At 74.9% G+C, this 23,328-nt stretch carries 25 protein-coding genes; 18 read left to right on the top strand and 7 right to left on the bottom strand.

All coding sequences use genetic code 11. The features are described from left to right. Positions 1-194 precede the first annotated feature (194 nt). Complete coding sequence (locus tag JOF41_RS37815) at positions 195-326, top strand: hypothetical protein (protein ID WP_276515693.1); 132 nt, start codon at positions 195-197, stop codon at positions 324-326. A 54-nt stretch (positions 327-380) separates the two neighbouring features. Here the strand turns inward: JOF41_RS37815 and JOF41_RS16865 are convergent, their stop codons facing one another. Together JOF41_RS16865 and JOF41_RS16860 are read right to left on the bottom strand one after the other, a co-directional pair. Beyond that, positions 381-1,073, bottom strand: coding sequence for a choice-of-anchor P family protein (locus JOF41_RS16865; RefSeq protein ID WP_189225161.1), 693 nt, complete (start codon positions 1,071-1,073; stop codon positions 381-383). After that, positions 1,070-2,455 (bottom strand): MFS transporter, encoded by a 1,386-nt coding sequence (locus JOF41_RS16860; protein WP_189225162.1) that lies wholly within the window; start codon positions 2,453-2,455, stop codon positions 1,070-1,072. Before JOF41_RS16860 ends, JOF41_RS16865 begins: the two co-directional genes overlap by 4 nt. A gap of 81 nt (positions 2,456-2,536) precedes the next feature. On the opposite strand from JOF41_RS16860, the gene JOF41_RS16855 reads away from it, so the two are divergent. The 12 genes from JOF41_RS16855 (at position 2,537) to accB (ending at position 12,627) form a co-directional block, all read left to right on the top strand. Continuing rightward, positions 2,537-3,076: a MarR family winged helix-turn-helix transcriptional regulator gene (locus tag JOF41_RS16855; protein WP_189225163.1), complete on the top strand. Its 540-nt coding sequence runs from the start codon at positions 2,537-2,539 to the stop codon at positions 3,074-3,076. A gap of 32 nt (positions 3,077-3,108) precedes the next feature. Then, complete coding sequence (locus JOF41_RS16850; protein ID WP_189225164.1) at positions 3,109-3,435, top strand: antibiotic biosynthesis monooxygenase family protein; 327 nt, start codon at positions 3,109-3,111, stop codon at positions 3,433-3,435. A 42-nt stretch (positions 3,436-3,477) separates the two neighbouring features. After that, positions 3,478-3,924, top strand: coding sequence for a MarR family winged helix-turn-helix transcriptional regulator (locus JOF41_RS16845; protein WP_189225165.1), 447 nt, complete (start codon positions 3,478-3,480; stop codon positions 3,922-3,924). 226 nt (positions 3,925-4,150) lie between these two features. After that, a complete protein-coding gene (locus JOF41_RS16840) occupies positions 4,151-4,876 on the top strand; it encodes a hypothetical protein (protein ID WP_209620098.1) in 726 nt (241 codons plus the stop codon). A 38-nt stretch (positions 4,877-4,914) separates the two neighbouring features. Further along, positions 4,915-5,163 carry a ferredoxin family protein gene (locus JOF41_RS16835; protein WP_209620095.1) on the top strand — a complete coding sequence of 83 codons (249 nt, stop codon included), beginning with the start codon at positions 4,915-4,917 and terminating at the stop codon, positions 5,161-5,163. Next, positions 5,160-6,476, top strand: coding sequence for an FAD-dependent oxidoreductase (locus JOF41_RS16830; protein ID WP_307867438.1), 1,317 nt, complete (start codon positions 5,160-5,162; stop codon positions 6,474-6,476). The genes JOF41_RS16835 and JOF41_RS16830 overlap by 4 nt, the downstream gene beginning before the upstream one ends. Positions 6,477-6,788: 312 nt before the next feature. After that, positions 6,789-8,663 carry an AfsR/SARP family transcriptional regulator gene (locus JOF41_RS38295; protein ID WP_209620093.1) on the top strand — a complete coding sequence of 625 codons (1,875 nt, stop codon included), beginning with the start codon at positions 6,789-6,791 and terminating at the stop codon, positions 8,661-8,663. A gap of 75 nt (positions 8,664-8,738) precedes the next feature. Continuing rightward, entirely contained in the window at positions 8,739-9,632 is an 894-nt protein-coding gene (locus tag JOF41_RS16820; protein WP_209620090.1) for a hypothetical protein, read from the top strand. Continuing rightward, positions 9,629-9,931 carry an acyl carrier protein gene (locus tag JOF41_RS16815; protein WP_189225170.1) on the top strand — a complete coding sequence of 101 codons (303 nt, stop codon included), beginning with the start codon at positions 9,629-9,631 and terminating at the stop codon, positions 9,929-9,931. Before JOF41_RS16820 ends, JOF41_RS16815 begins: the two co-directional genes overlap by 4 nt. A 4-nt stretch (positions 9,932-9,935) precedes the next feature. Continuing rightward, a complete protein-coding gene (locus tag JOF41_RS16810) occupies positions 9,936-10,400 on the top strand; it encodes an SRPBCC family protein (protein ID WP_189225171.1) in 465 nt (154 codons plus the stop codon). Continuing rightward, complete coding sequence (gene accD / locus JOF41_RS16805; protein ID WP_209620088.1) at positions 10,397-12,094, top strand: acetyl-CoA carboxylase, carboxyltransferase subunit beta; 1,698 nt, start codon at positions 10,397-10,399, stop codon at positions 12,092-12,094. The genes JOF41_RS16810 and accD overlap by 4 nt, the downstream gene beginning before the upstream one ends. Then, entirely contained in the window at positions 12,091-12,627 is a 537-nt protein-coding gene (accB, locus tag JOF41_RS16800) for an acetyl-CoA carboxylase biotin carboxyl carrier protein (protein ID WP_244989604.1), read from the top strand. The genes accD and accB overlap by 4 nt, the downstream gene beginning before the upstream one ends. Positions 12,628-12,683: 56 nt before the next feature. Here accB and JOF41_RS16795 read toward each other — a convergent pair whose 3' ends face one another. The 5 genes from JOF41_RS16795 to JOF41_RS16775 are packed head-to-tail and all read right to left on the bottom strand — an operon-like array spanning position 12,684 to position 19,144. Then, positions 12,684-13,700, bottom strand: coding sequence for a methyltransferase (locus tag JOF41_RS16795; protein WP_189225173.1), 1,017 nt, complete (start codon positions 13,698-13,700; stop codon positions 12,684-12,686). A 32-nt stretch (positions 13,701-13,732) separates the two neighbouring features. Next, on the bottom strand, positions 13,733-16,207 hold the full coding sequence (locus JOF41_RS16790) for a PEP/pyruvate-binding domain-containing protein (protein WP_209620085.1): 2,475 nt from the start codon (positions 16,205-16,207) through the stop codon (positions 13,733-13,735). Positions 16,208-16,233: 26 nt separating this feature from the next. After that, on the bottom strand, positions 16,234-17,460 hold the full coding sequence (locus tag JOF41_RS16785; RefSeq protein WP_189225175.1) for a ketosynthase chain-length factor: 1,227 nt from the start codon (positions 17,458-17,460) through the stop codon (positions 16,234-16,236). Beyond that, complete coding sequence (locus tag JOF41_RS16780; RefSeq protein ID WP_189225176.1) at positions 17,457-18,719, bottom strand: beta-ketoacyl-[acyl-carrier-protein] synthase family protein; 1,263 nt, start codon at positions 18,717-18,719, stop codon at positions 17,457-17,459. Before JOF41_RS16780 ends, JOF41_RS16785 begins: the two co-directional genes overlap by 4 nt. Continuing rightward, on the bottom strand, positions 18,716-19,144 hold the full coding sequence (locus JOF41_RS16775; protein WP_189225177.1) for a cupin domain-containing protein: 429 nt from the start codon (positions 19,142-19,144) through the stop codon (positions 18,716-18,718). Before JOF41_RS16775 ends, JOF41_RS16780 begins: the two co-directional genes overlap by 4 nt. A 228-nt stretch (positions 19,145-19,372) precedes the next feature. Between JOF41_RS16775 and JOF41_RS16770 the strand changes: the two genes are divergently transcribed. The 5 genes from JOF41_RS16770 to JOF41_RS16750 are packed head-to-tail and all read left to right on the top strand — an operon-like array spanning position 19,373 to position 23,327. Next, positions 19,373-19,834, top strand: coding sequence for an anthrone oxygenase family protein (locus JOF41_RS16770; RefSeq protein ID WP_189225178.1), 462 nt, complete (start codon positions 19,373-19,375; stop codon positions 19,832-19,834). An 11-nt stretch (positions 19,835-19,845) separates the two neighbouring features. Next, positions 19,846-21,204 (top strand): acetyl-CoA carboxylase biotin carboxylase subunit, encoded by a 1,359-nt coding sequence (locus JOF41_RS16765; protein ID WP_189225179.1) that lies wholly within the window; start codon positions 19,846-19,848, stop codon positions 21,202-21,204. A 14-nt stretch (positions 21,205-21,218) separates the two neighbouring features. After that, on the top strand, positions 21,219-22,253 hold the full coding sequence (locus tag JOF41_RS16760; RefSeq protein WP_189225180.1) for a class I SAM-dependent methyltransferase: 1,035 nt from the start codon (positions 21,219-21,221) through the stop codon (positions 22,251-22,253). 16 nt (positions 22,254-22,269) lie between these two features. Continuing rightward, entirely contained in the window at positions 22,270-22,590 is a 321-nt protein-coding gene (locus JOF41_RS16755; protein ID WP_189225181.1) for a TcmI family type II polyketide cyclase, read from the top strand. Continuing rightward, entirely contained in the window at positions 22,590-23,327 is a 738-nt protein-coding gene (locus JOF41_RS16750) for an SDR family oxidoreductase (protein ID WP_189225182.1), read from the top strand. The genes JOF41_RS16755 and JOF41_RS16750 overlap by 1 nt, the downstream gene beginning before the upstream one ends. The last annotated feature ends 1 nt before the right edge of the window (position 23,328 follow it).

Below are 23,328 nucleotides of genomic sequence, written 5' to 3'. Positions count from 1 at the left end.
GACGACGTCACCGCCAACGCGAGTTGCGGATCGCTCACATGCGTCCGGCGCATGGGTCGGGACGGGTGGCGGCTGGTCACGGCGTTCGCCGGGGGAGCGACGGCCGCAGGTGTCGAGCACGTCGTCCGCACGTCGGCCATCCCGGTCCGAAGTGGACACCAGAGCCGGGCCTGCGACGTCACGGTTCGCAGGCGGTGACGGCCGACGACCTGGCGCCTCCGCGCGCGGCGCACCCGCTGCCGCCGGTGGAGACCGGTCCGGGCACGCACGCGCTGATCGCCCGGCTCGTCACGACCGGCGGCGCGTGGGATGCGGGGTGTCGGTGAGCGGATCGCCACGATCCGCTCACCGACACCCCGAACCGGGTGGTCAGGCGGGCATCAGCCGCACGGGTTGCCGCTGGTGCTCACCCTCGCCTCGCCCATGATGAGGTCGAACAGGGGCGTGTCCCAGACCGCCGCCCTCCTCGTGATGCCGCTGGCCGTGGTGACGGTGTGGTTCAGCAGGAGCTTGCCCACGTTCAGGGGGATGGTGCGCGGGCCGGTCAGGTCCACCACCTCGGTCCCGTTGATCCTGAGGGTCGCCACGGTCGACCGGGCGGTGTAGGACGGGGTCAGCGCGCCGCCGCTGGCGACGCAGGTCGCCACCGCGTCCGCGTGGACCGCGCCGAACTCGACGAGGAGGTCGGGGCCGGTCAGGCGCATGGACGCCAGCCTCGCGGACGAGCTGGCCATGTCGCCCGCCGCGGGCGGGGTGCTGCCCAGCACGTCCGGGAGCTGGTCGGTGCGGACGTCGATGACGCTGCTGCGGAAGCGGTAGACGCCCAGGAAGCTGACGTCCTGGCGGTCCGAGGCCTCGAAGTCGTCGGCGCACGGGCTCGCCGCGGGGTTGGCCTGGGTCCAGACCTGATCCGCCAGGCGGAGGATGTTGGCCTGGCACACGAAGTTGCCCGCGCGGGGTAACCGCTCGGCGCTCGCGGCGCCGGGGGCGGTCAACGCCAGCACCGCGCACAGGGCCGGTGCGGACAGCGCGCGCCACCCTCGGCGGCGGGCTGATCGGGGTTGGTCGGTCATGGTCTGCTCCTCGACTCCGGGGCACGGGGCCCTGTCGGGTGAATCGGGTGGGTGCGCGGGCGGCCGGGCCGCGCGGTGCGCAGCAGCGGCCACACCACCGCCGCGCCGGTGATGCCGACGGCGGCGCTGATCGCGTACAGCACGGGCAGGCCGTGGCGGGCGTAGACCGCGCCGAACAGGGCGATGCCCACGGCGGTGCCCAACTGGCGGCACGCCGCGTTGACGGCCGAGGCCATGCCCGCCCGGTCGCCGGGGACCGCGCCGATGGCGGTGGCCGCCAGCACGGGGCTCACCAGGCCGGTGCCCGTGCCCGTCACCGCCGTCCCGACCAGCACCGAGGGCCACGACGTGCCCGCGACCAGCATCACCAGCGCGCCCGCGGCGATCAGCAGCAGGCCCAGCGCGATCGGCACGCGCGGCGGCGGGTGGTCGGGGGAGCGGCCCCTCAGCAGCGCCGAGATCATCGCGGTCACGCCCAGCGGGGCCAGCACCAGACCGGTCTGCAGCGCGGAGAGGCCGTCGTGGGTCTGCAACCGCAGTGAGACGTACAGCAGGTACGAGTAGGCGGACACGGTGAGCGCGACCGCCGCGACGCTCGCGCCGAGGAACGGCTTGCGGCGCAGCAGGGCGGGCTCCAGCACGGGGAACGCCCGACGCCGCTCGACGAGGGCGAACACGACCAGCGCGAGCAGGCACACCGCGAGCAGGACGAGGGCGGCGGTGGAGGTCCAGCCGACCGCGCCGCCCCGGATCAGCAGGTACACCAGCGCGCCCGCGCTCACCGCGAACGCGCCGGTGCCGAGCAGGTCCAGCCGCCGCCGGGGGTCGCGGGCCGAGCGGGGGAACAGGCGCAGGGCGAGCACCAGGGCGGCGGCGCTGACCGGCACGTTGACCAGGAAGATCCACCGCCAGCCCAGGTAGTGCGTGAGCACGCCGCCCACGACCGGTCCGGCGGCGGCCGCGGCGGCGCTCACGCCGCCCCACACGCCGAACGCGAAGCCCCGCGCCCGTCCCCGGTAGGTCTGGTCGAGCAGGGCGGGCGCGGTGGCGAACAGGCACGCCGCGGCCACGCCCTGCACGGCCCGCGCCGCGATCAGCGCCCCCGGCGCGGGCGACAGGCCGCAGGCCAGGGACGCCGCGCCGAACGCGGCCAGGCCGACCACGTAGGTCCGCCGCCTGCCGAACCGGTCGGCCGCCGAGCCCGCGCCCAGCAGGAGGGCGGCCAGCGCGAGCACGTAGACGTCGACGGTCCACTGCAGTTCGGTGAACCCGGCCCGCAGTTCGGCGGCCGCACTCGGCAGCGCGACGTTCACCACGGTCACGTCGAGCAGCAGCATCGCCGCCCCCGCGCACAGCGGGACCAGCGGTTTCCACTCCGACATCGCCACGGTCGCGCCTCCGGGGATCGGCCACTGTTTCGTCAGTATCGCTGCACATCTCGCAGTATGAGGGAAAATGGCCGGATGGAGAACGTGATCGGACCAGATCGCCGCCGCGGCGGCGCGGACGCCGAGGCGGACCTGTACGAGAGCGGCCCCCCGCTGCCCGAGGGCCTGACCCGGTGGTCGATGTACCTGATGTCCCGCCTCGCCCAGCGCGGCTGGGTGCTGCTGTCCCGCGAGCTCGCCGAGGCCGGGCTCACCCCGCGCTCGCACGCGCTGCTCGTCGTGGTCGGCGAGCGGCAACCCGTGTCGCAGCAGGTGGTCTCCGAGGTCCTGCGGGTCGACCGGACCACGTTGATGGGCATCGCCGACGCGGCCGAGGAGGCCGGGTTCATCACGCGGGAGCGGGATCGGGGCGACCGCCGCCGGTACGCGCTTCGGCTGACCGAAGCGGGCGAGCGGGTGTTGGCGCACGGTGACCGACTGGTGGCGCGGGCGCACGACCGGTTGTTCGCGGGGCTGGACGCCGCACAACGGGCCGCGCTGCACGACCTGCTGACCAGTGCCGTCCCCGCGGCGGCCAGAGCGGACGTGCCGATTGCGAATGCTAATGATGGTTGACTAGTACCAGTAATCGTGGGACGGTCCCCGCCATGACGGCGAGGGTGATGGTGACGGCGCTGGTGGCACCTGAGCACGCGGAGGACTTCGAACGCGCTTACGCGCAGGTGACCAGGCAGGTCGCGGGCGTGGACGGCCACCTGGGGGACGAACTGCTGCGCGACCACGAGCAGCCGGACCGCTACATCCTGCTGAGCTGGTGGGAGAGCGCGCAGCGGTTCCTCGACTGGGAGAACGCCCCGGTGCATCGGGAGACGACGACGCCCATGCGCCCGTACTGGCGGGTGCTGGAGCGGCGGGTCTACGAGGTGGCCAGGGATGGCGACGAGGTCAGGGCCGCCGTCGGCGGGGGCTCGTGACCGGCCGGGTCGGGCCCGCGACGACCCGGTTAGCCTGTTCGCATGACCGGCGGAGCCTTCCCCGTGGCCGACGGCGGCCGCGTCGACCCGGTGGTGGAGACCGTCGGCCTGCTGCTGGAGCTGACCGAGCACCTCAAGGACCGGTTCGTGGCGGTCAGCGCCGAGATGGGCGTGTCGATGGCCCAGGCCCGCACCCTGCTGCGGATCGAGGGCTCGGCCTCCATGCGCGAGCTGGCCGCCCGGACGCGCTACGACGCCTCGAACATGACCGGAATCGTGGAGGGCCTGCGCGCCAAGGGGTTGGTGGACCGGCGGACGCTGTCCGCGGACCGGCGGGTGCGGTTGGTCGTGCTCACCGAGGAGGGTGCCGCGCTCCAGGGGCGGCTGCGCGGCGCGCTGGCGCGCAACGTCCCCGCCGTGGGCGAGCTGTCCCCGGCCGACCGGGAGGCGCTGCGCGCCATCCTGCTCCGCGCGCTGCGCCGCAGCTGACCGCGCCGCCGCGGTCCGTGCGCGTGCAACAGGTGTTCGGAGGAATTGTTCTCCGGAACTGAGAAATGAGCTGCGCTAAGTATTCAGCCGGACTCGGTCCGGCCTTTTCGCATGCCCATCCGCGAATGTTTCGCATTTGTTTCACCAACCCTTAGGGGTTGTTTCCGGGGGGTCTCCGGGTAAGCGCCTGTTGTGTGCGCCGCGGAAGGTCGACAAGCTAACCCGCATGAGTAATTTCTCCGCCAAGCAGGCCAAATCCCTGCTGCTCTGGTTGCACGTGATCTCGTCGGTCGGGTGGATCGCGATGGCCGTGGTCCAGCTGACCCTGCTGACCAGCGTGCTGAACGGGCCGCCGGATGACCGGTTACTGCTGCTGGAGACGGCGTTGAAGTTGGAGGACGGCATCCTCGACCCGTTCGGGATCACCGCGGCCTACACCGGGGTCATGCTGTCCGCGCTCACGCCGTGGGGGTTCTTCCGGCACTGGTGGGTCACCGTGAAGTTCTGGCTCACCCTGATCGCGATCCTGCTGGGCAGCATCTTCCTCGGCCGCTGGCTGGAGGGCTCGATCGAAGCCCTGCGCGCGGGGCACGACTGGTCGCCCGCGCCGCTGTACCTGGGCACCGGGTGGACGCTGGGCACGCTGCTGCTCATGGTCTGGCTGTCCATCGCCAAGCCGTGGGGCAGGCGCGGCGCGCCCGAGACCAGGCAGGAGCGGGCCGCGGTCAAGCGGGTCGAGCAGAGCCAGGGCACCTGGCTGTTCGTGGCCGCGATGGCGATCCCGGTGGTGGAGTACCTCAGCGGGATGGACTACCCGCTGCTCACCTTCTGCACGGGCGTCGGTTTCAGCGTCTACCGGTCGCGACGGCTGCGCCGGGTCCGGCGGGAGCTGGCCGCCGAGGCGGCGGGCCGCACCGCCCCGGTCGGCTCCGGCGCCGAGTCCGCGAGCTGACCGACCGCCCACCCCGACAAAGAGCCCAGGAGTCAGCGATGACCTATGTCGTGACCAGCCCGTGCGCCGGCACGAAGGACAAGTCCTGCGTCGACGTGTGCCCGGTGGACTGCATCCACGACGGGGGCGAGCAGATGCTGATCGACCCCGTGGAGTGCATCGACTGCGGCGCGTGCGAGCCCGTGTGCCCGGTCGACGCCATCTTCGCCGAGCAGGAGGTGCCCGCGGGCGAGCGCGGTGCGATCGAGGCGGCGCGCGCGTTCTTCGACGACGGGGGCACCCCGTGACCGGTGCGGCCAGGGTCCTCGTGGTGGGCGCGGGCCCGGCCGGGCTGTACGCGGCGACCGCCTTGGCGGCGGCCGAGGTCGAGGTGGACGTCGCCGAGCGGTTGCCGACCCCGTTCGGCCTGGTCAGATACGGGGTCGCACCGGACCACCCGAAGATCAAGTCGGTCGCGGGCGTGCTGTCCCGGCCGTTCTCCTCGCCCGGTGTGCGGTTCCTCGGCAACGTCGAGGTCGGCGTCGACCTGACCCCCGCGGACCTGGCCCGGCACTACGACGCCGTGGTGTACGCGACCGGGGCGCCGGTGGGCCGCATGGCCGGGATCGAGGGCGAGGACCTGCCCGGCAGCGCGCCCGCGGGCGACTTCGTGTCCTGGTACAGCGGCCACCCCGACGCGCCGGACCTGTCGCCGCTGCTCGCGTCGCGGCGGGTGGCCGTGATCGGCGCGGGCAACGTCGCGCTCGACGTGGTCCGGCTGCTGGTCAAGGACCCCGCGTCGCTGGCCGGGACGGACCTGCCCGACCACGTGCTCGCGGCGTTGCGCGCGAGCGCGGTCACCGACGTGCACCTGGTCGCCCGGCGCGGTCCCGCGCAGGTCAGGTTCACCCCCGCCGAGCTGCGCGAACTCGGCGAGCTGCCGGGGGTCGACGTGCTGGTGGCGGCCGAGGACGTGGCGGGCGCGCTGGCCGAGGCGGCGGACGGCTCCCGCGCCGACCGCGCGAACGTGGACATCCTGTGCGAGTGGGCGCGGCGGGCGCCGGAGGGGCGGGACCGCCGGGTGTGGCTGCGCTTCCGGCGCCGCCCGGTCCGACTGCTCGGCCCCGACCGGGTGTCCGGCCTGGTGGTGCGCGGTGAGCGGGAGGAGCTGCTGCCGGTGCAGGGCGTGCTGCACGCGGTCGGCTACGGCGCCGTCCCCCTGCCGGGGCTGCCGTTCGACCGGGACGCGGGCACCGTGCCGCACGTGGCGGGCCGCGTCGTGGACCCCGAGCGCGGCGTGCTGCCCGGCGTGTACGTCGCGGGCTGGCTCAAGCGGGGCGCCACCGGTGTCATCGGCACCAACAAGGCCGACGCGGGGGAAACCGCCGCGTCGCTGCTGGCCGACCTGCCCGGTCTGCGGCGGGCGCCCGACCGCGACCCCGGTTCGGTCACGGCGCTGCTGTCCCGGCGCGGGGTTCCCGTCGTGACCTGGGAGGGCTGGCGGCGCATCGAGCGGGAGGAGGAACGGCTCGGCGCGCGGCAGGGCCGCGCGGTGGCCAAGCTCGCCGACCTGCCCGCGATGCTGGCGCTGGCCACTCGCCCCGGTGGCCCGCGCGGGTGAGCGGATCATTGTGTGAAATGCATTGACAACGCATTATCCGGGCCATCCGACCGGTGTCGCCGCTGTTGCGTCCGAACGGTCCAACCTGCTTGAAATGCGCCCCCGAATAAAACATGATGACCCGATCGCGAAGTGTTCCGCGCTGCGCCGGGGGGAGGAATGTTTCGCGGAGGATGATCTCGCGAGCCTGCGGCGCACCACGGTGATCGCGTTTCTGCTGACGCGCCCGGTGCGCCGTCCGTCGCCGAAGGCGTTTGGGGGTGTCCGGTGCACGTTCGAGTTCTCGGTACGTTCCACGTGTCCAGGGGAGGTGTGGATATCACGCCGACCGCGCCGAAGCTCCGCCAGCTGCTGGCGCTGCTCGCGCTCAACGCCGGTGTGGTGCGCACCGACCAGATAGTCGACGAGCTGTGGGAGGACCGGCCGCCGCTCACCGCGACGACCACCCTGCAGACCTACGTCTACCAGTTGCGCCGCTCGCTGCGGTTGACCGGGGCGAGCGCGGGCGAAGCGGGTCGCGAGGTCGCGCTGCACACCACCCGCGGCGGGTACCTGCTCGAACTGCCCGCCGGTTCGCTCGACGTCGACCAGTTCCGCGCGCTGGTCGAACGCGGCCGGGCGGAGGCCGAGCGGGGTTCGCTGGAGGCCGCCGCCACGACGTTGCGGGACGCGCTGCGGCTGTGGCGCGGTCCGGTGCTGGCCGACATCCGGTTCGGCCCGGTCCTGCAGGCCGAGGCGGTGGGTCTGGCCGAGTTCGCCCGCAGCGTGCGGGAGCAGCGGTTCGACATCGAACTCCAGCTGGGCAGGCACCACGAGGTGATCGGCGAGCTGCGGGCGGCACTGGCCGAGCAGGCCACCAACGAGGGGTACCAGAGCAAGCTGATGCTGGCGCTGTACCGGGCGGGCAGGCGATCCGAAGCGCTCCAGGTCTACCAGGACGCCCGCGCCGTGCTGCGGGCCGAGCTGGCCGTCGAGCCGTGCCCGGAGCTGCGCAGGCTGCACCACGCCATCATGACCGGCGACCCGGCGCTGGACCTGGCCGCGCCCGAGGCCACCGCGCCACGCGCCCGCCCGGCCGCGCACGTGGAGAAACCGCCGGAACTGCCCTGCCAGCTGCCCCCCGCCTCGCCGGTGCTGGTGGGCCGCGAGGCGCAGGTGTCCGCGCTGTGCGCGGCGCTGACCGCGCCCGGCCGCCGCGCGCCCGGCGTCGCGGTCGTGGTCGGCCCGCCGGGCGTGGGCAAGTCCGTGCTGGCCGTGCGCCTGGCGCACCAGCTCAGGGCGGAGTTCCCGGACGGCCAGCTCTACGCCCGGTTGGTCACCCCGGCGGGCAGGCCCGCCGATCCCGTCGACGTCCTCGGCGACTTCCTGTCCTCCTGCGGCCGAGCCGTGCCCGCGACCGCGTCGGTGCAGGAGCGGGTGCGGGCGTTCCGGAGCTGGACGGCCGACCAGCGGGTGCTCGTGGTGCTCGACGACGTGGTCTCCGACGACCAGCTGCGCCCGCTGCTGCCGATCGGCCTCGGCTGCGCGGCGCTGGTGGTGGCCCGGCGTCGGCTCACCGACCCGTCGATCATGCGCACGGTCCGGCTGGCCCCGCTGGACGCGATGGAGGCGCTGGAGCTGATGGTCAGCGTCCTGGGCAGGCGGCGGGTCGCCGCCGAGGCCGACGCGGCCGTCCAGCTGGTCACGATGTGCGGCGGGCTGCCGCTGGCGCTGCGCGCGGCCCTGTGGTGGCTGGAGCTGAGACCGCACTGGTCGGTGCGCAGGCTGGTGCACCGGGTGGGCGCCGCGCCGCAACTGCTGCTGGAACCCGGCCCGCCGGAGCTGGACCTGCTGGCCAGCGTCGCGCGGACCACCGAGCTGCTGCCCGCGGCGGCCAGGGTCGCGCTGCGCTGGGTGTCCCTGGTCGACGGCCGGATCGTGCCCGGCGACCTGGCGGCGGCCATCCGCCTGGGCGAGGCCGACGCCGAGGCGCTGCTGGACGAGCTGGTGGAGTTCGGCCTGCTGGAGGTGGAGCAGCCGTCGGAGGCACCGGCGCACGGCGCGTTCCGCTACCGGTGCCACCCGGTGATCCGCCGGGTCGTCGACCTGCTGGAGGCGGACGCGGAAGCCGGGCCGCCGGTCTTCGGTCCGAACCTCGCGCTGAACGTGGAGGATCGCGGCGTGCTGCGGCGCGCGGTCGCGATCTGACCGGTGACCCGGTCGGCGCCGCCCCGACCGGCAGGAACCCGGTGTCCGGCAGTCGCGGGCGGAGGGGGTGGAGCGATGCGACCGGCGCACCGCGCCCGAGGGCTGGGCGCACGGTGGCGCCCGCCCGAGCAGGGGGTGCTGCGGCTGGGGTTGGACGACCCGCGGTGCCTGGACCAGAAGCTGGTGGGGAACCAGGTGGCGGTGCTGGCCGCCGCCGCGGGACGCACACCCGTCCCGGAGACCGTGGTGCTCAGCGTCCCGGTCGGCACGTCGGGCAGACCGCCGTGGGGGCCCGGTGCCGTGCCCGCCACGCGGTGGGGTGCGCTCACCGGGTGCCCGGTGTCCATCCGCAGCTGGCTGGTCCGGCCGGACCGGCCGGACCAGGTCGTCGAGCCGGTGTGGAACAACATCGACCCGGCCGGGCTGGCCGAGGCGGTCGCCGAGATCACCGCCGCGGCCCGCCGGAGGGGCGCGGGCGACGCGGCACGCCAGCGGCTCGTGCTCGCCGTGCAGCACTTCCGACCCGCGGCGGCCACGGCGCTGGTGCTGGTGGAGGCGCGCCACCGGGTGGACGTGCGGCTGTGCTGGGGCCTGGCCGAGCCGCTGGGCACGCCCCTGCACTTCGACCGGTTCTCCTTCGCGGGCGAGCCGCTGCACCTGGAGGGGTGCGCCATCGCCGACAAGTACACCGCGACGGTGGCCGCCTCCGGGGGCACCCACAGCGTCCGGGTGCCCCCAGGGCTGGTGGCCGCGCCGGTGCTGGCGCTGGTCGAGGTCACCGAGCTGGCCGCCCGCTCCCGGCGGCTGGCCCGCGTCGGCGCCGCCCCGGTGGAGCTGGAGTTCGCGCTGGTCGGGACGCAGCGCCTGCTGCTGGCCGTGCGCGCTCCAGCCACCAGAGGGTTGCTCGAGGACGGCTCGAACGCGACTGGACGACCCTCCCACGGCCCGCTGCCACCCTCGACCGCATGACCACCACAACACCCGGCACCCCTCCCGACGAGGCCGTGCCGCGCGCGTTCACCCTGGACGACCTGCGCCGGATCATGCGCGTCAGCGTCGGTGTCGAGGAGGGCGTCGACCTGGACGGCGACATCGCCGACGTCGAGTTCGACGACCTGGGCTACGACTCGCTGGCCGTGCTGGAGCTGGCGGGCCACGTCAAGCGCGAGTACGGCGTGCCGCTGCCCGAGGAGGTCGTCGTGGAGCTGCGCACCCCCGCGCTGGCGGTGCAGCTGATCAACGCCCGGCTGGCCGAGGGCAGGGGGTGAGGGCGTGGCGGGGCACACCGAGAACTCCATCGTCATCGCCGCGCCGATGGAGCTGGTCTGGGACATGACCAACGACGTCGAGGCGTGGCCGGGGCTGTTCGACGAGTACGCCTCCGCCGAGGTGCTGGAGCGGCGCGGCGACACCGTCCGGTTCCGGCTGGTGATGCACCCCGACGAGCAGGGCCGGGTGTGGTCCTGGGTGTCCGAGCGCACCCCGGACGCCGCCACCCGCACGGTGCGGGCGCACCGCGTGGAGACCGGTCCGTTCAAGTACATGTCGATCTTCTGGGAGTACCTGCCGGACAGCGGCGGGGTGCTGCTGCGCTGGGTGCAGGACTTCGAGATGAAGCCGGGCGCGCCGCTGGACGACGCGGCCATGGCGCGGCGGCTGGACGCCAACAGCCCCGAGCAGCTGCGCCTGATCAAGGGGAAGGTGGAAGCGGCGGCGGGCGCCGCGCGCCCGCGATGAGCAGCGGGCTGCTCGCCGCGCCCGAAGGCGACTGGCTGGTCTGCCCGCGCTGCCGCGGCCTGCTCTACCGCAAGCGGCACCTGCGCTCGCTGCGGGTGTGCAGGGAGTGCGGCGCGCACGAGCGGCTGGACGCCGGGCAGCGCATCGCGCAGCTGTTCGACGAAGGCAGCACCACCGCCGTGCCGGTGCGGTCCACTCCGGACGACCCGCTGGGGTTCGTCGACCGGAAACCGTTTGCCGAGCGGTTGGCCCGAGCGCGGGAGCGGACCGGCGCGAACGCCGCCGTGCGCGTGCTGCGCGGCCGCGTCGAGGGGCACGCGGTGGTCGCCGCGGTGATGGACTTCGCCTTCCTCGGCGGCAGCCTCGGCGTCGCCGAGGGCGAGGCGGTCGTCACCGCCGCGGAGGCGGCGCTGGCCGACCGGGTACCCCTGCTGCTGGTCACCGCCTCCGGCGGGGCGCGCATGCAGGAGGGGGTGCTGTCGCTGATGCAGATGGCCAGGACCAGCGCGGCGATGGCCCGCCTCGACCGCGCCGGGCTGCTCACGATCACGCTGGCCACCGACCCGACCTACGGCGGCGTGGCCGCGTCCTTCGCCGCGCTCGCCGACGTCGTGCTGGTCGAGCCGGGCGCGCGGATGGGCTTCGCCGGCCCCAGGGTGGTCGAGCAGACCATCCGCCAGCGGTTGCCGGAGGGGTTCCAGACCGCGGAATTCCTGCTGGAGCACGGCTTGGTGGACGTCGTGTGCCCCCGCGGCGAGCTGCGCGCCACGCTGGGCGCGCTGCTCGCCGCGACCGGACCCGTCGACCCGGCGTGGGGTGCGGACGTGACCGACCCGGTGGTGCGCGACCCGGACCTGCTGGACCGGGCACCCGTCCACGACGTGGTGGCCACCGCGCGCGATCGGCGCAGGCCCACCGCGCTGGACCACATCGGGTACTGGCTCGACGGCTTCGTGGAGCTGCACGGCGACCGCGCGGGCGCCGACTGCCCGGCGGTCGTCGGCGGCGTCGGCAGGCTCGACGGCCTGCCGGTGGTGGTGATCGGGCACCAGAAGGGGCACGACACCGGGGAACTGGTGGCCCGCCGGTTCGGCATGGCCTCACCCGCGGGGTTCCGCAAGGCGGCGCGGCTGGTGCGGTTGGCGGCCAAGCTGGGGCTGCCGGTGGTGACCGTCGTGGACACCCCCGGCGCGCACCCCGGCGTCGAGGCCGAGCGGTCGGGTCAGGCGGTGGCCATCGCGGAGAACCTGCGGCTGATGGCGACCGCGCCGGTGCCGGTGGTGACCGTGCTGACCGGCGAGGGCGGCAGCGGGGGCGCGCTCGCGCTGGCCGTGGCGGACCGGCTGCTGGTGTGCGCCAACGCCTTCTACTCGGTGATCAGCCCCGAGGGGTGCGCGGCGATCCTGTGGCGCTCCGCCGAGCACGCCCACGCCGCCGCGGAGGCGCTGCGCATCGACGTGGGGTGGCTGGTGCGCAGCGGCGTCGCCGACGGGGTGGTGCCGGAGCCGAACGGCGGCGCGCACCTGGACCCGGCGGCCACCAGTGAGAACGTGCGCCGGGCGGTGGTGTGCGCGCTGCGCGACCTGCGCACCCGCACGGCCGATGAGCTGATCCGCTCGCGAATGGCGCGGCTGCGCCGGTTCGGCTTGCCGGACCAGGACCCGCGAGCCCACGACGAAGGGGAACGGGCATGATCGACGCGCTGCGCACATCGGCGAACGGGGACGCCGGGACGGTCACCGCCCCGCCGCCCGCCGCCCCGCCGCCCGCCGCGCCACCGGACGACCCGTCGGTGCTCGCCGAGCTGTCCAGGGTGGTCGCGGAGGTGGCGCGCGGGGCGCCGGTGCCGCCCAGGCGCATCAGCGTCTCGCTCGGCGAGGCCCGGATCGAGGTCGACTGGGGGCGGGTGCCCGGCGCCGCGCCGCCGTCGGCCGCGCCACCGGCGCGACCCGAGCAGGACGCCGATCAGGACGCCGGCCTGGTGCGGGTGTGCTCGCCGCTGGTCGGCACGTTCTACCGCGGCCCCCAGCCGGGAGCCGCGCCGTTCGCGGCGGTCGGGGACGAGGTGGCGGCCGGGCAGCAGGTGGGCATCGTCGAGGCGATGAAGCTGATGAACCGGGTCGAGGCGGGGGAGCCCGGCCGCGTGGTGCGGGTGCTGGCGGAGGACGGCGAGGCTGTCGAGTACGGCCAGCCGCTGTTCCTGCTCGACCCCTCGCAGCCCCGCTGACCAGCGTGCGGCCGCCCCCTCCCGGACACGAGGGGGCGGCCGCGTCGTCGTGCGCGTCAGCGGACGGGTTTGCGACCCCGCACCAGGGTGTCGGAGGCGGTCAGCGGGGTGGCGCTGACGTCGGTGAAGCCCGCCTCCCGCAACCACGACAGGTAGTCCCGCACCGGGTACTCCGCGCCACCGGCGGTCAGCAGCTGCATGTTCAGGCTCAGCAGGTGGTTGCGCGCGGTCTCCGGGCGTTCGGGGTCGATCATCGCGTCGTAGACCATCAGGCTGCCGCCCGGCGGCAGCGCCTCGAACGCCCGGCGGGCCAGCAGCCGGTTGTGCTCGGCGTCCCAGTCGTGCATGACGTGCCCGACGACGTAGGCCTCGGCGGGCGGCAGTTCGTCGGTGAAGAAGTCGCCGCCGTGGAACCGCACCCGGCCGGTCAGCTTCAGCCGCTCCATGTGCTCGACGAACAGCGGTTCGATGGGCGGCAGGTCGAAGCAGCCCGCCGCCAGGTGCGGGTGCGCCTTGGCCAGCTCGGCGGCCAGGTTGCCGCGCGCGCCGCCGAGGTCGACCACCGAGGCGTGCTCGCTCCAGTCCACCGCGTGCGCCAGGGCGGGGCCGATGGCCCGGCTCGCCCCGTCCATCGCGGCCATGAACCGGGCCAGCACCTCGGGGTTGGCGTAGAAGGAGGCGAAGTCCGCGGCGCGCTCGTTCTGCATCCGCCCGGTGCGCAGCAGATCACCGAGCTTGCCCCAGCCGTGGTACTGCCAGTTCACCATCGTCAGGAATCCGCCGACGTAGCTGGGTTTCGCCTTGTCCAGGTAGATGTCCGCGGCGGCGCTGTTGCGGTACTCGCCGTCCTGCTCGACGAGCAGCCCCTCGGCGCGCAGCGCGCCCAGGAAGTCGGGCACCGCGCGCGGGTGCAGGCCCAGCCGCTCGGCGATGCCCGCCGCGTCCAGCGGGCCTCGGGCCAGCAGCGAGAACAGGTCGATCTCGACCGCGGTGAGCAGCACCTTGGCGGCCCAGAACGAGGTGCCCAGGTCCAGCAGCGCCGCCGGGCCGGGTTTCTGGTCGGTTGTGGTCATCGTGAGGGGTTCCCGTTCGCTAGTGGAGGACGTCACCGCGGGCCGGTGACGGGTTCGACGACTCCGGCGCCGCCGTCGACGGTGACGACCTGGTCGTCGGTGAGCAGCCGCGTCGCGTCCCCGGTGGCCACCACGGCGGGCACCCGGTACTCGCGCGCGATGATCGCGGGGTGCGACAGCAGCCCGCCCTGATCCGTGACCAGCGCGCCGATGTTGGGGAACAGCACCGACCACTCGGCGGTGGTCTGCGGGCACACCAGCACGTCGCCGGGACGCAGGGCGCCGAACCCGGACTCGTCGACGATCACCCGGACCGGACCGGTGTAGCGACCCGCCGAGGCGGGGATGCCGCGCACGGCAGAACCCGACCCGCCGTCGTGCGCCTCGTGCTTGGCCAGGTTCTCGGCGGCCTCCCGCCACACCCACATCCCGGCCCGCACGACCAGGCGCGCGTCCTCGGGCAGCATCTCCAGCACGGCGGCGGGCGGTCCGCCGGGGCCCTCGGGCGGGCGGCCGTAGCTCGGTGGGCCGGGGTTGGCCTGCGCCCAGGCCAGCTCGGCGGCCCGCGCGCGGACGATCCCGTCCGGCCGCTCACCGCCCGCCAGCGCGGCCAGCGCCTCGGGCAGCTCCAGCAGGAACACCTCGTCGACGCGGTCGAGCAGACCCCGCGCGACCAGCCGGTCGCCCACCACCAGCACCGCCCGGCGGATCAGCGCGGCGGCCAGCTTGGCCAGGTTGCCGCTGTCGTCGCGCAGCGGGTACGCGGCCTGGGCGCGCCGCAGCGCCCGGTTGAACCGGGGCAGGTGCTCGGGGGTGCGGGCCAGCTCGGCCCGTGCCCGCGCGACCGCCCCGGCCCGCTGCCGCACCAGCTGCAAGGCGTCCTCGGCCGGGTCGAAGCCCTGGTCGAGCCTGCCGCGCACCAGCGCCAGCACCAGTTCGGGCGTCTCGGCCATCGTCGGGTTGGCGATGTCCAGCCCCGCCGCGCGCAGCGCGCAGTCCCGCAGGTAGCGGTCGAACGCCTCGGCGAACGCCGGGCTCGCGGCGGCCAGCGCCGACCGGCTGGGCGTGCGGTCGTCGGCCAGCAGCGCCCGCAGCGCGGGCTCGCCCTCGGCCAGCCGGACCAGCTCGGCCAGCCGGTGCGACGGCTCGGTGGTCCGCCCCGGCAACCCGGTCAGCAGGACCAGGGTGCTCGGGGTGTCCCAGCCGAGCAGCTCGGCGCAGGCCAGGCCCAGCTCGCCCAGCGCGAGCATGCCCGCGCCGCCGATCCGGAAGTGCGCCTCGGACGCCTCGTGCGCCAGCTCCAGCAGCCGGGTCAGGTGCGCCCGCAGCTGGTCGTCGTCCAGCGCGGCGGGGTCGACCTCGTCGCGTTCCCGCTCCAGCGCGCCGCCCAGCCGGGGCAGCCAGTCGGCGTGCCAGCGCCGCACGGTCCCGGCGGGCTCGTCGGCCCGCACCGCGGCCATGACCTGGTTCAGCTTGGCGGCGAACCCCGCGGGCCCGTCGGGCATGGCGAACCGCGAGTACAGCCAACCGCCGATCTCGCGCAGCTCCAGCGACTGGCCGAGGCTGTAGGCCAGCAGGTGGCGCAGGTTGTCCGCCTGGCCGCGCAGCACCGTCGACCTGGCCATCGGCGACAGCGGCCGGGCCGCGTAGTTGGACCGCCGCCAGAACCCCGGCGGCGGCTGGACCGGCCTGTCCGCTGGCCTCGGCGGCGGGTCCGGCAGCGCGGTGATCGGCCTGGCCTGCAGCAGCCACAGCCGCCCGTCGGCGAAGGCCCACTCGATGTCCTGCGGGCGGCCGAAGCGCTGCTCGACGTGCCGGGCCAGCTCGGCCACCAGCAGCGCCCGCGCGGGCGTGAGCGCGTCCCGCGCCCCGGTCACCAGGGTGGCCATGTCGTCGACTACCGACCACTCCTCGGCGTCGCTCTGCCCGGCGGCCAGCCGGTCGCCGAGGCCGCGCACCGCGCTGATCCGCACCTGGTCGCGCCGCCCGGTGACCGGATCGGCGCTGAAGGCCACCCCCGCGGCCTCGGCGCGGAGCATGCGCTGGATCAGCACGCCCATCCGGCGGCGGCCCGCGCCGTCGCCACGCGCGCCCTCGTAGACCGCGACCCGGTCGGTGAACGCCGACGCCCAGCACGCGCGCACCGCCGCGCCCAGCGCGGTCGGACCCCGCACGCCGAGCACGGACTCGTACTGGCCCGCGTAGGACGTGCCCACCAGGTCCTCGTCGGTCGCCGACGAGCGCACCGCCACCGGCCGCTCACCCAGCTCCTCGGCGATGGCGGCGAGGGCGCCCGCCACGTCGTCGGGCAGCTCCGGCCCGTCGCGCCGGTCCACCGGCCCGGCGGCCAGCGCCCGGTCCAGCGCGTCCGCCGTGAGCACCCAGCCCGGCGGCACCGGCAGCCCGGCCGCGCTCAACTCCCCCAGCACGGCCGACTTGTGGCCGACCTCGGCCACGTCGCCCAGCCCGACCTCGTCCAGCGGGCGCACGAACGCCACTGCCTCCACCGCGCACTCCTCACTGCCCGCGCCGCTCACGGCGCACCGACCACGACGGCCGCGTTGAACCCGCCGAACCCGCGGGCCAGCACCAGCGCGGTGCGCACCGGTCCCGGCCGGGCCTCGGTGACCAGGTCCAACGGGATGTCCGGGCTCGGCCGGACGTTGATCGACGGGGGGATCACGCCGTCCCGGACCGACAGCAGGGCGGTGGCGACGTCCAGCGCGGCCCCGCCCGCGTACAGGCGCCCGGTCATCGTCTTCGGCGCGGTGACCGGCACGCCGCGCGGACCGAACAGCGCCACCAGCGCGTCGGTCTCGGCCCGGTCCAGCTCCGGCACGCCCGCCGCGTCGGCGAACACCACGTCCACCTCCTTCGGCGACAGCCCGGCGTCGGCCAGCGCCAGCGCCGCGGCCCGGCGCAACCCCGGTTCCCCACCGGAACCGGGGCGCGGGTCGAACGTCGCGCCGTAGCCGGTGATCCGCCCGTAGCACCGCGCCGCGCCGCGCTCGCGCGCGCTGCGCTCGTCCTCCACCACCAGCACCGCGCCGCCCTCGCCCGGCGCGTACCCGTTCGCGCGCGGGTCGAACGGCAGGTAGGCGGTCTCGGGGTCGTCCGACCGGCTGAGCATCCCGGTGGACAGCTGGCACACCAGCGCGTACGGCGACAGCGGCGCCTCCGTGCCGCCGGTGACGACCAGCCGCGCGCCCGCCCGCACCACCCGGCGGGCCTGGGCCAGCGCGTCCAGGCCGCCCGCCTGCTCGGTGGCCACCACCCCGCACGGCCCGCGCATCCCGAACCTGATGGAGGTCTGCCCGGTGGTCGCGGCGTAGAACCAGGCGATGGACTGGAAGGCGGTGACGTGCTCCGGTCCCCGCGACCACAGCCTGCCCAGCTCGGCTTGGCCGAACTCGTTGCCCGCGCTGGAACTGGCCGTCACCACGGCCATGTCGTACTCGTCGAGCCCCGGTTCCTGCGACGGGTGCGCGCCCGCGTCCCGCAGCGCCGCTTCCGCCGCGCACAGCGCGAACTGCGTCCACCGGTCGGTCTGCCGCACCAGCTTCGTCGCCATGTGCTCGTTCGCGTCGAACCCGCGCACCTCGCCCGCCAGCCGCACCGGGTACCCGCTGGCGTCGAACCGGGTGATGGGTCCGATGCCGCCGCGCCCGGCCAGCGTGGCCGCCCAGTGCCGCGCCACCCCGGTGCCGGTCGGCGCCACGACGCCCAGCCCGGTCACCACCAGCCCGGCGCGGCCGCTCACGCCACCCGCCCCGGCCGGGCCAGCAGCATCGCCGACTGGAAGCCGCCGAACCCGCTGCCCACGCTGAGCACCACGTCCAGGTCGGCGTCGCGGGCGGTGCGCGGCACGTAGTCCAGGTCGCACTCCGGGTCGGGGGTGGTGAGGTTGGCCGTCGGCGGCACGGCCTGGTGCTCCAGGGCCAGCGCGCACGCGGCGATCTCCAGCGCGCCGATCGCGCCCAGCGAGTGACCGATCATCGACTTGATGGAGCTGACCGGCACCTCGTAGGCGCGCGGGCCGAGGCTGCGCTTGAACGCCGCCGTCTCGTGCCGGTCGTTCTGCCTGGTGCCCGAGCCGTGCGCGTTGACGTAGGAGATGCGCTGCGGGCCGATCCGCGCCGAAGCCATGGCCCTGGTGATCGCCTCGGCCATCTCGCGGCCGTCCGGTTTGAGCCCGGTCATGTGGAAGGCGTTGCTGCGGTTGGCGAACCCGACCACCTCGGCGTACACGTGGGCTCCGCGCCGCCGCGCGTGCTCCCGCTCCTCCAGCACCAGCACCGCCGCGCCCTCGCCCAGCACGAAGCCGTCCCGGTTCAGGTCGAACGGGCGGGAGGCGTGCTCGGGGCAGTCGTTGTTGGGCGAGGTCGCCTTGATCGCGTCGAAGCTGGCCACCGAGATGGGGGAGATCGGCGCGTCCGTCGCGCCCGCCACCACCACGTCGGCCGACCCCTCCTCGACCAGGGCCGCGCCGTGGCCGATGGCGTCCAACCCGGACGTGCAGCCGGTGGAGATCGTCGCGGCGGGCCCCAGCGCGCCGCAGTCCCACGCGACCTCGGCCGCGAAGGTGCTGGGCACCAGGTAGTCGTAGAGCTGGGGCACGCCGAACCGGTGGTCCACCACCCAGTCCCGGCCGCCGTCGCTGACCACCACGTACTCGCTCTCCAAGCCGATCGTGCAGCCGACGGCGCTGCCGATCGCGACACCGGCCCGCTCGGGCGGGTCGAACTCGACCCCGCTGTCGGCCACCGCCTGCCGGGCGGCGACCACGGCGAACTGCGCGGCCCGGTCCATCCGGCGGATCTCCTGCGGGGTCAGCCCCTCCTTGGCCGGGGAGAAGTCGCACTCGGCGGCGACGCGGGAGCGGAACGGGCTCGCGTCGAACGTGGAGATCGTCCTGGTCGCGGTGCGCCCGGCCATCAGCAGCTCCCAGAACGCCTTGGTGTCGCCCGCGCCCGGCGAGACCACGCCGATGCCGGTGACCACCGCGCGCCGTGCGCTCATCGGACGCCGCCGACGTCGGGTTGCGGCTGGGCGGGCGCGGGCAGCGGCTCGGTGTCCACGTGACCGAGCTCGGGCCGGGGGGCCAGCGGGCACAGGTGGAACACCGCCTCGGCGGGCTCGCCGGTGCTGTTGCGGACGCTGTGCCGGACGTCCTTGGGCACCAGCAGGCCCTCGCCCGCGGCCAGCTCGACCGGCTCGCCGTCGACCCGCACGGTCAGCGCGCCCGCGACGACGTAGAGGAACTCCTCCGAGTAGGGGTGGTAGTGCTCGCTGACGTACTCGCCGGGCGCCATCCTCAGCACGCCGAGGAAACCGGTCGTCGCGCCGGTGGTCGCGGGCCCGAGCACCACCCGCAGCTCGCCGCCGCGGCGCCGGTTGGGGGTGACGTCCTCGGCCGCCACCTTCGTGATCCTGGGTCGGGGCAACGGGACTCCTCTCACGCGGGCCAGTGGCCACCCACCGTCGCCGACCTCCGTGGAGAAACGCTGGGGAAGCCGTGGTGCCCGGATGGAGGTCCGCCGGCGGCGCGCACGACGGTGCTTCGAGCCGGGGGGACCACCATCGGCGGCCGGACACCGCCCAGGCGTGTCCGAGGAGTGTCCACGGACGCCGCGCCCGCCGGGCGTCCCTGACCGGGAGGTCGGCGCACCGCGATGTTCCAGATCCTCATCCCCCTCTGCCTGCTGGCCAACGGGCTCACCGCGGGCGGGCTGCTGGTCTCCGTGGTCGGCGTGGCGCCGGTGCGCCTCGCGCTGCCCGCCGACCGCGCGGTCCAGCTGCACCAGCTCCTGCTGCCGCGGCTGGAACCGCTGATGCCCGCCCTGCTCGCGGCGGGCGCGGTGCTCAACGGCGTGGCCGGGTTCTCCGCGCCCACCACAGCCACCCACGTGCTGTGCATCGTCGCGTCCTCGTTGCAGCTCAAGGCGGTCCTCGTGGCGGTGACCAAGAACGCGCCCATCAACCGGCGGCTGGCCGCGCTGGACGCGGACGCGCTGCCCGCCGACTTCGCCGAGACCGATCCGCGCGAGACGTGGCGCAAGTGGAACACCGTCCGCGCGGTGCTGGTGATCGCCTCGCTCGCGGTCAACGCCGTCATCGTCGGTCTGCTGCTGTGAAAGGCGTCCGCGTGTTCGACACCGTGCTGATCGCCAACCGGGGCGAGATCGCCCTGCGGGTCGCCCGCACCTGCCGGGAGCTGGGTCTGCGCACGGTCGCGGTGCACTCCACCTGCGACCGCGACTCGGCGGTGGTGCGGCTGGCCGACGAGTCCGTGCAGATCGGCCCGCCCTCGGCCAGGCACAGCTACCTCAACGTGCCCGCGGTGATCGAGGCCGCGGTGCGCACCGGCGCCGGGGCGATCCACCCCGGCTACGGGTTCCTGTCCGAGGACGCCGATTTCGCCGAGGTCTGCGAGAGCAACGGCATCACCTTCGTCGGCCCACCCGCCCGCGTGCTGCGCGCCCTGGGCGACAAGGCGGCGGCCCGCGCGTTCATGGCCGCGGCGGGCCTGCCAGTGCAGCCGGGCAGCACGCGCGCGCTGGACAGCGCGGTGGAGGCCAAGCGGGTCGCCGACGACATCGGCTACCCGGTCATCGTCAAGGCCGCCGCGGGCGGGGGTGGCCGGGGCATGGCCGTGGTGCGCGACCCGCGCGAGTTCACCGCGGTCTACCGGCGGACCCGTGCCGCGGCGCGGACCGCCTTCGACGACGGCAGCGTCTACGTCGAGCGGTTCCTGGACACCGCCAGGCACGTCGAGGTGCAGGTCCTGTGCGACGCGCACGGCAACGGCGTCGCACTGGGCGAGCGGGACTGCTCGGTGCAGCGCAGGCACCAGAAGCTGATCGAGGAGAGCCCCGCGCCGCACCTGCCCGCCGAGCTGGCGGAGCGGATGGCCGAAGCCGCGGTGCGCGGCGCGCTCGCCGCCGGGTTCGTGGGCGCGGGCACCTTCGAGTTCCTGGTCGGCCCGGACGGCGAGTTCACCTTCATGGAGGTCAACTGCCGCATCCAGGTCGAGCACCCGGTCACCGAGGTGACCACCGGCGTCGACCTGGTGCGCGAGCAGCTGCTCGTGGCGGCGGGCAGGCCGCTGGGCTTCACCGCCGCGGACGTGGTGCGCCGCGGCGTGGCCGTGGAGTGCCGGGTCAACGCCGAGGACCCGGCACGCGGCTTCGCGCCCGCGCCCGGCGTGCTGGCCGAGTTCGAACCGCCCGGCGGGCCGTTCACCAGGGTGGACACCCACGGCCGGGCAGGCATGCGGATCACCCCCGACTACGACTCCCTGCTGGCCAAGGTGATCACCTGGGCGCCCGACCGCGAGCAGGCGCTGGCCCGGATGCGGCGCGCGCTGGCCGAGTTCCGGGTGTCCGGCAAGGGGATCAGCACCACGATCCCGTTCCTCTCCGAAATCCTCGACCACCCCCTCTTCCGGGACGGCGCGCACTCCACCTCGCTGGTGGAGCAGGTGCTGGCCGCCCGACCGGCGTGAAAGGACCACCCGGCATGACCGCGACCGCGTCGCCGCACCTGACCAAGGACCGCGTCTTCGACCTGATCCAGGGGTACCGCAACACCAGCCTGCTGCGCACCGGCATCCGGCTGGGCGTGTTCGACTGCCTCGCCGAGGGGCCGCTGACCGCCGGGGACGTCTCCGCCCAGCTGGACCTCGACCCGAGAGGCGGCCTGATCCTGCTCAACGCGCTGGCCGCCATCGGGCTGCTGGAAGTGGCCGACGGCGTGTTCTCGCTCGCCCCCGGCGCGCGGGAGTGGCTGGTCAGCGGCAGCGCGGGATCGGTGGCCAACCTGGTCCACGTGCTGGCCAGCGACTGGGAGTGGGACGCGCTGAAGGTGCTGGACGAGGCGGTGCGCACGGGCGGAACGGTGGTGCGGGAGCAGGCCGAGACGCCGGACTTCCGCTACTGGCAGGACTTCGCCACCCACGCCACCGCCGCCACCGGCCCGACGGCCGACCTGGTCGCGCGCGAGCTGGCCGGGTGGATGGCCGCCCGGCCGTCCGTGGACGTGCTCGACGTGGCCTGCGGGCACGGCCTGTACGGCTACGCGCTGGCCGCGCGGGATCCGTCGGTGCGGGTGTGGGACCTGGACTGGCCGCACGTGCTGGAGATCGCCGCCGGGCACGCCGAGCGGCTGGGCGTGCGCGACCGCGTGCACCACATCCCCGGCGACATGTTCGAGGAGCCCCTGGGCGGCCCCTACGACGTGGCGCTGGTGACGAACGTGCTGCACCACTTCTCCGAGGAGCGCGCCACCGAGCTGCTGCGCAGGGTCGCGGGGGCGCTCAAGCCCGACGGCAGGCTCGTCGTCGTCGGGTTCACCCTCACCGACGAGCCGCCGGACCGGGACCCGGCGCCCTACCTGTTCTCGGTCCTCATGCTGGCCTGGACCACGGCGGGGGAGGTGCACACCGAACGCGCCTACGACCGGATGCTCACCGCGGCCGGGTTCACCGCGCCCGCGGTGCACCGCCTGCCCAACGTCCCGATGCGCGTCCTCATCGCCGACCGCGCCCACCCGTGACCCGCTGGGAGCCCCGATGTACCGAAGCCTGATCGTCGCCCGGTTCAACCCCGACCACGCGGGCGTGATCGCGGAGATCTTCGCCGAGTCCGACGCCACCGAGCTGCCGCACCGGCTCGGCGCCTCCGCCCGCACGCTGTTCCGCTTCCACGACCTGTACCTGCACCTGATCGAGTCCGAGCAGGACATCGGCGCGGGGGTGACGGCGCTGCGCGACGACCCGCTGTTCCAGCAGGTGAACACGCGCCTGAGCCCTTATGTGCGCGCCTACTCGCCGGACTGGCGCAGCCCCCGCGACGCCATGGCCGAGCCGTTCTACTCGTGGGAGGCGGTGTGATGGACCACGGGCTGACCGGGCGCACCGCGCTGCTGACCGGCGGGACCAGGGGCATCGGCCGGGCCGCCGCGCTGGCGCTGGCCGCGGCGGGCGCCAACGTGATGGCGTGCTACCGGCGGGACGAGGAAGCCGCCGCGTCGCTGGAGGTCGCGCTCAAGGAGACCGGCGGCGACCACCACGTGGTGCGCGCCGACGTGGCCGACCCGCGCGAGGTGGCGGACCTGGTGGCCGAGGCGGGCGCGCGGTACGGGCGGCTGGACGTCGTGGTGAGCAACGCCGCCACGGTCAGCCACCACCCGCTGGGCGAGCTGTCGCTGACCGAGTGGCAGCGCACCGTCACCACGAACCTCACCGGCCCGTTCACCCTGGTGCAGCACGCCCTGCCGCTGCTGCGCGAGGGGGCGTCGGTGGTGCTGGTCGGCTCCCGCGTGGCGCGGGCCGGGATGCCCGCCGCCGCCCACTACGTCGCGTCCAAGGCCGGGCTGGCCGGGTTGACCAGGGCGCTGTGCAAGGAGCTGGGGCCGCGCGGCATCCGGGTCAACCTGGTGGCGCCGGGGATCATCGAGACCGAGGCCACCGCGGCGCTGTCCGCCGAGCGCCGCTGCGCCTACGAGGCCAAGGCCGCGCTGGGCAGGCTCGGGCGGGTGGAGGAGGTGGCGGGCGCGATCCTGTTCCTGGCGGGCGACCTGTCCGGCTACGTCACCGGCGCGACCCTCGACGTCGACGGAGGGGTGTGAG

The organism is Saccharothrix coeruleofusca (genome assembly GCF_017876325.1).
GTDB classification, from domain to species: domain Bacteria; phylum Actinomycetota; class Actinomycetes; order Mycobacteriales; family Pseudonocardiaceae; genus Actinosynnema; species Actinosynnema coeruleofuscum.
This window is presented reverse-complemented; position numbering and strand designations above follow the sequence as displayed.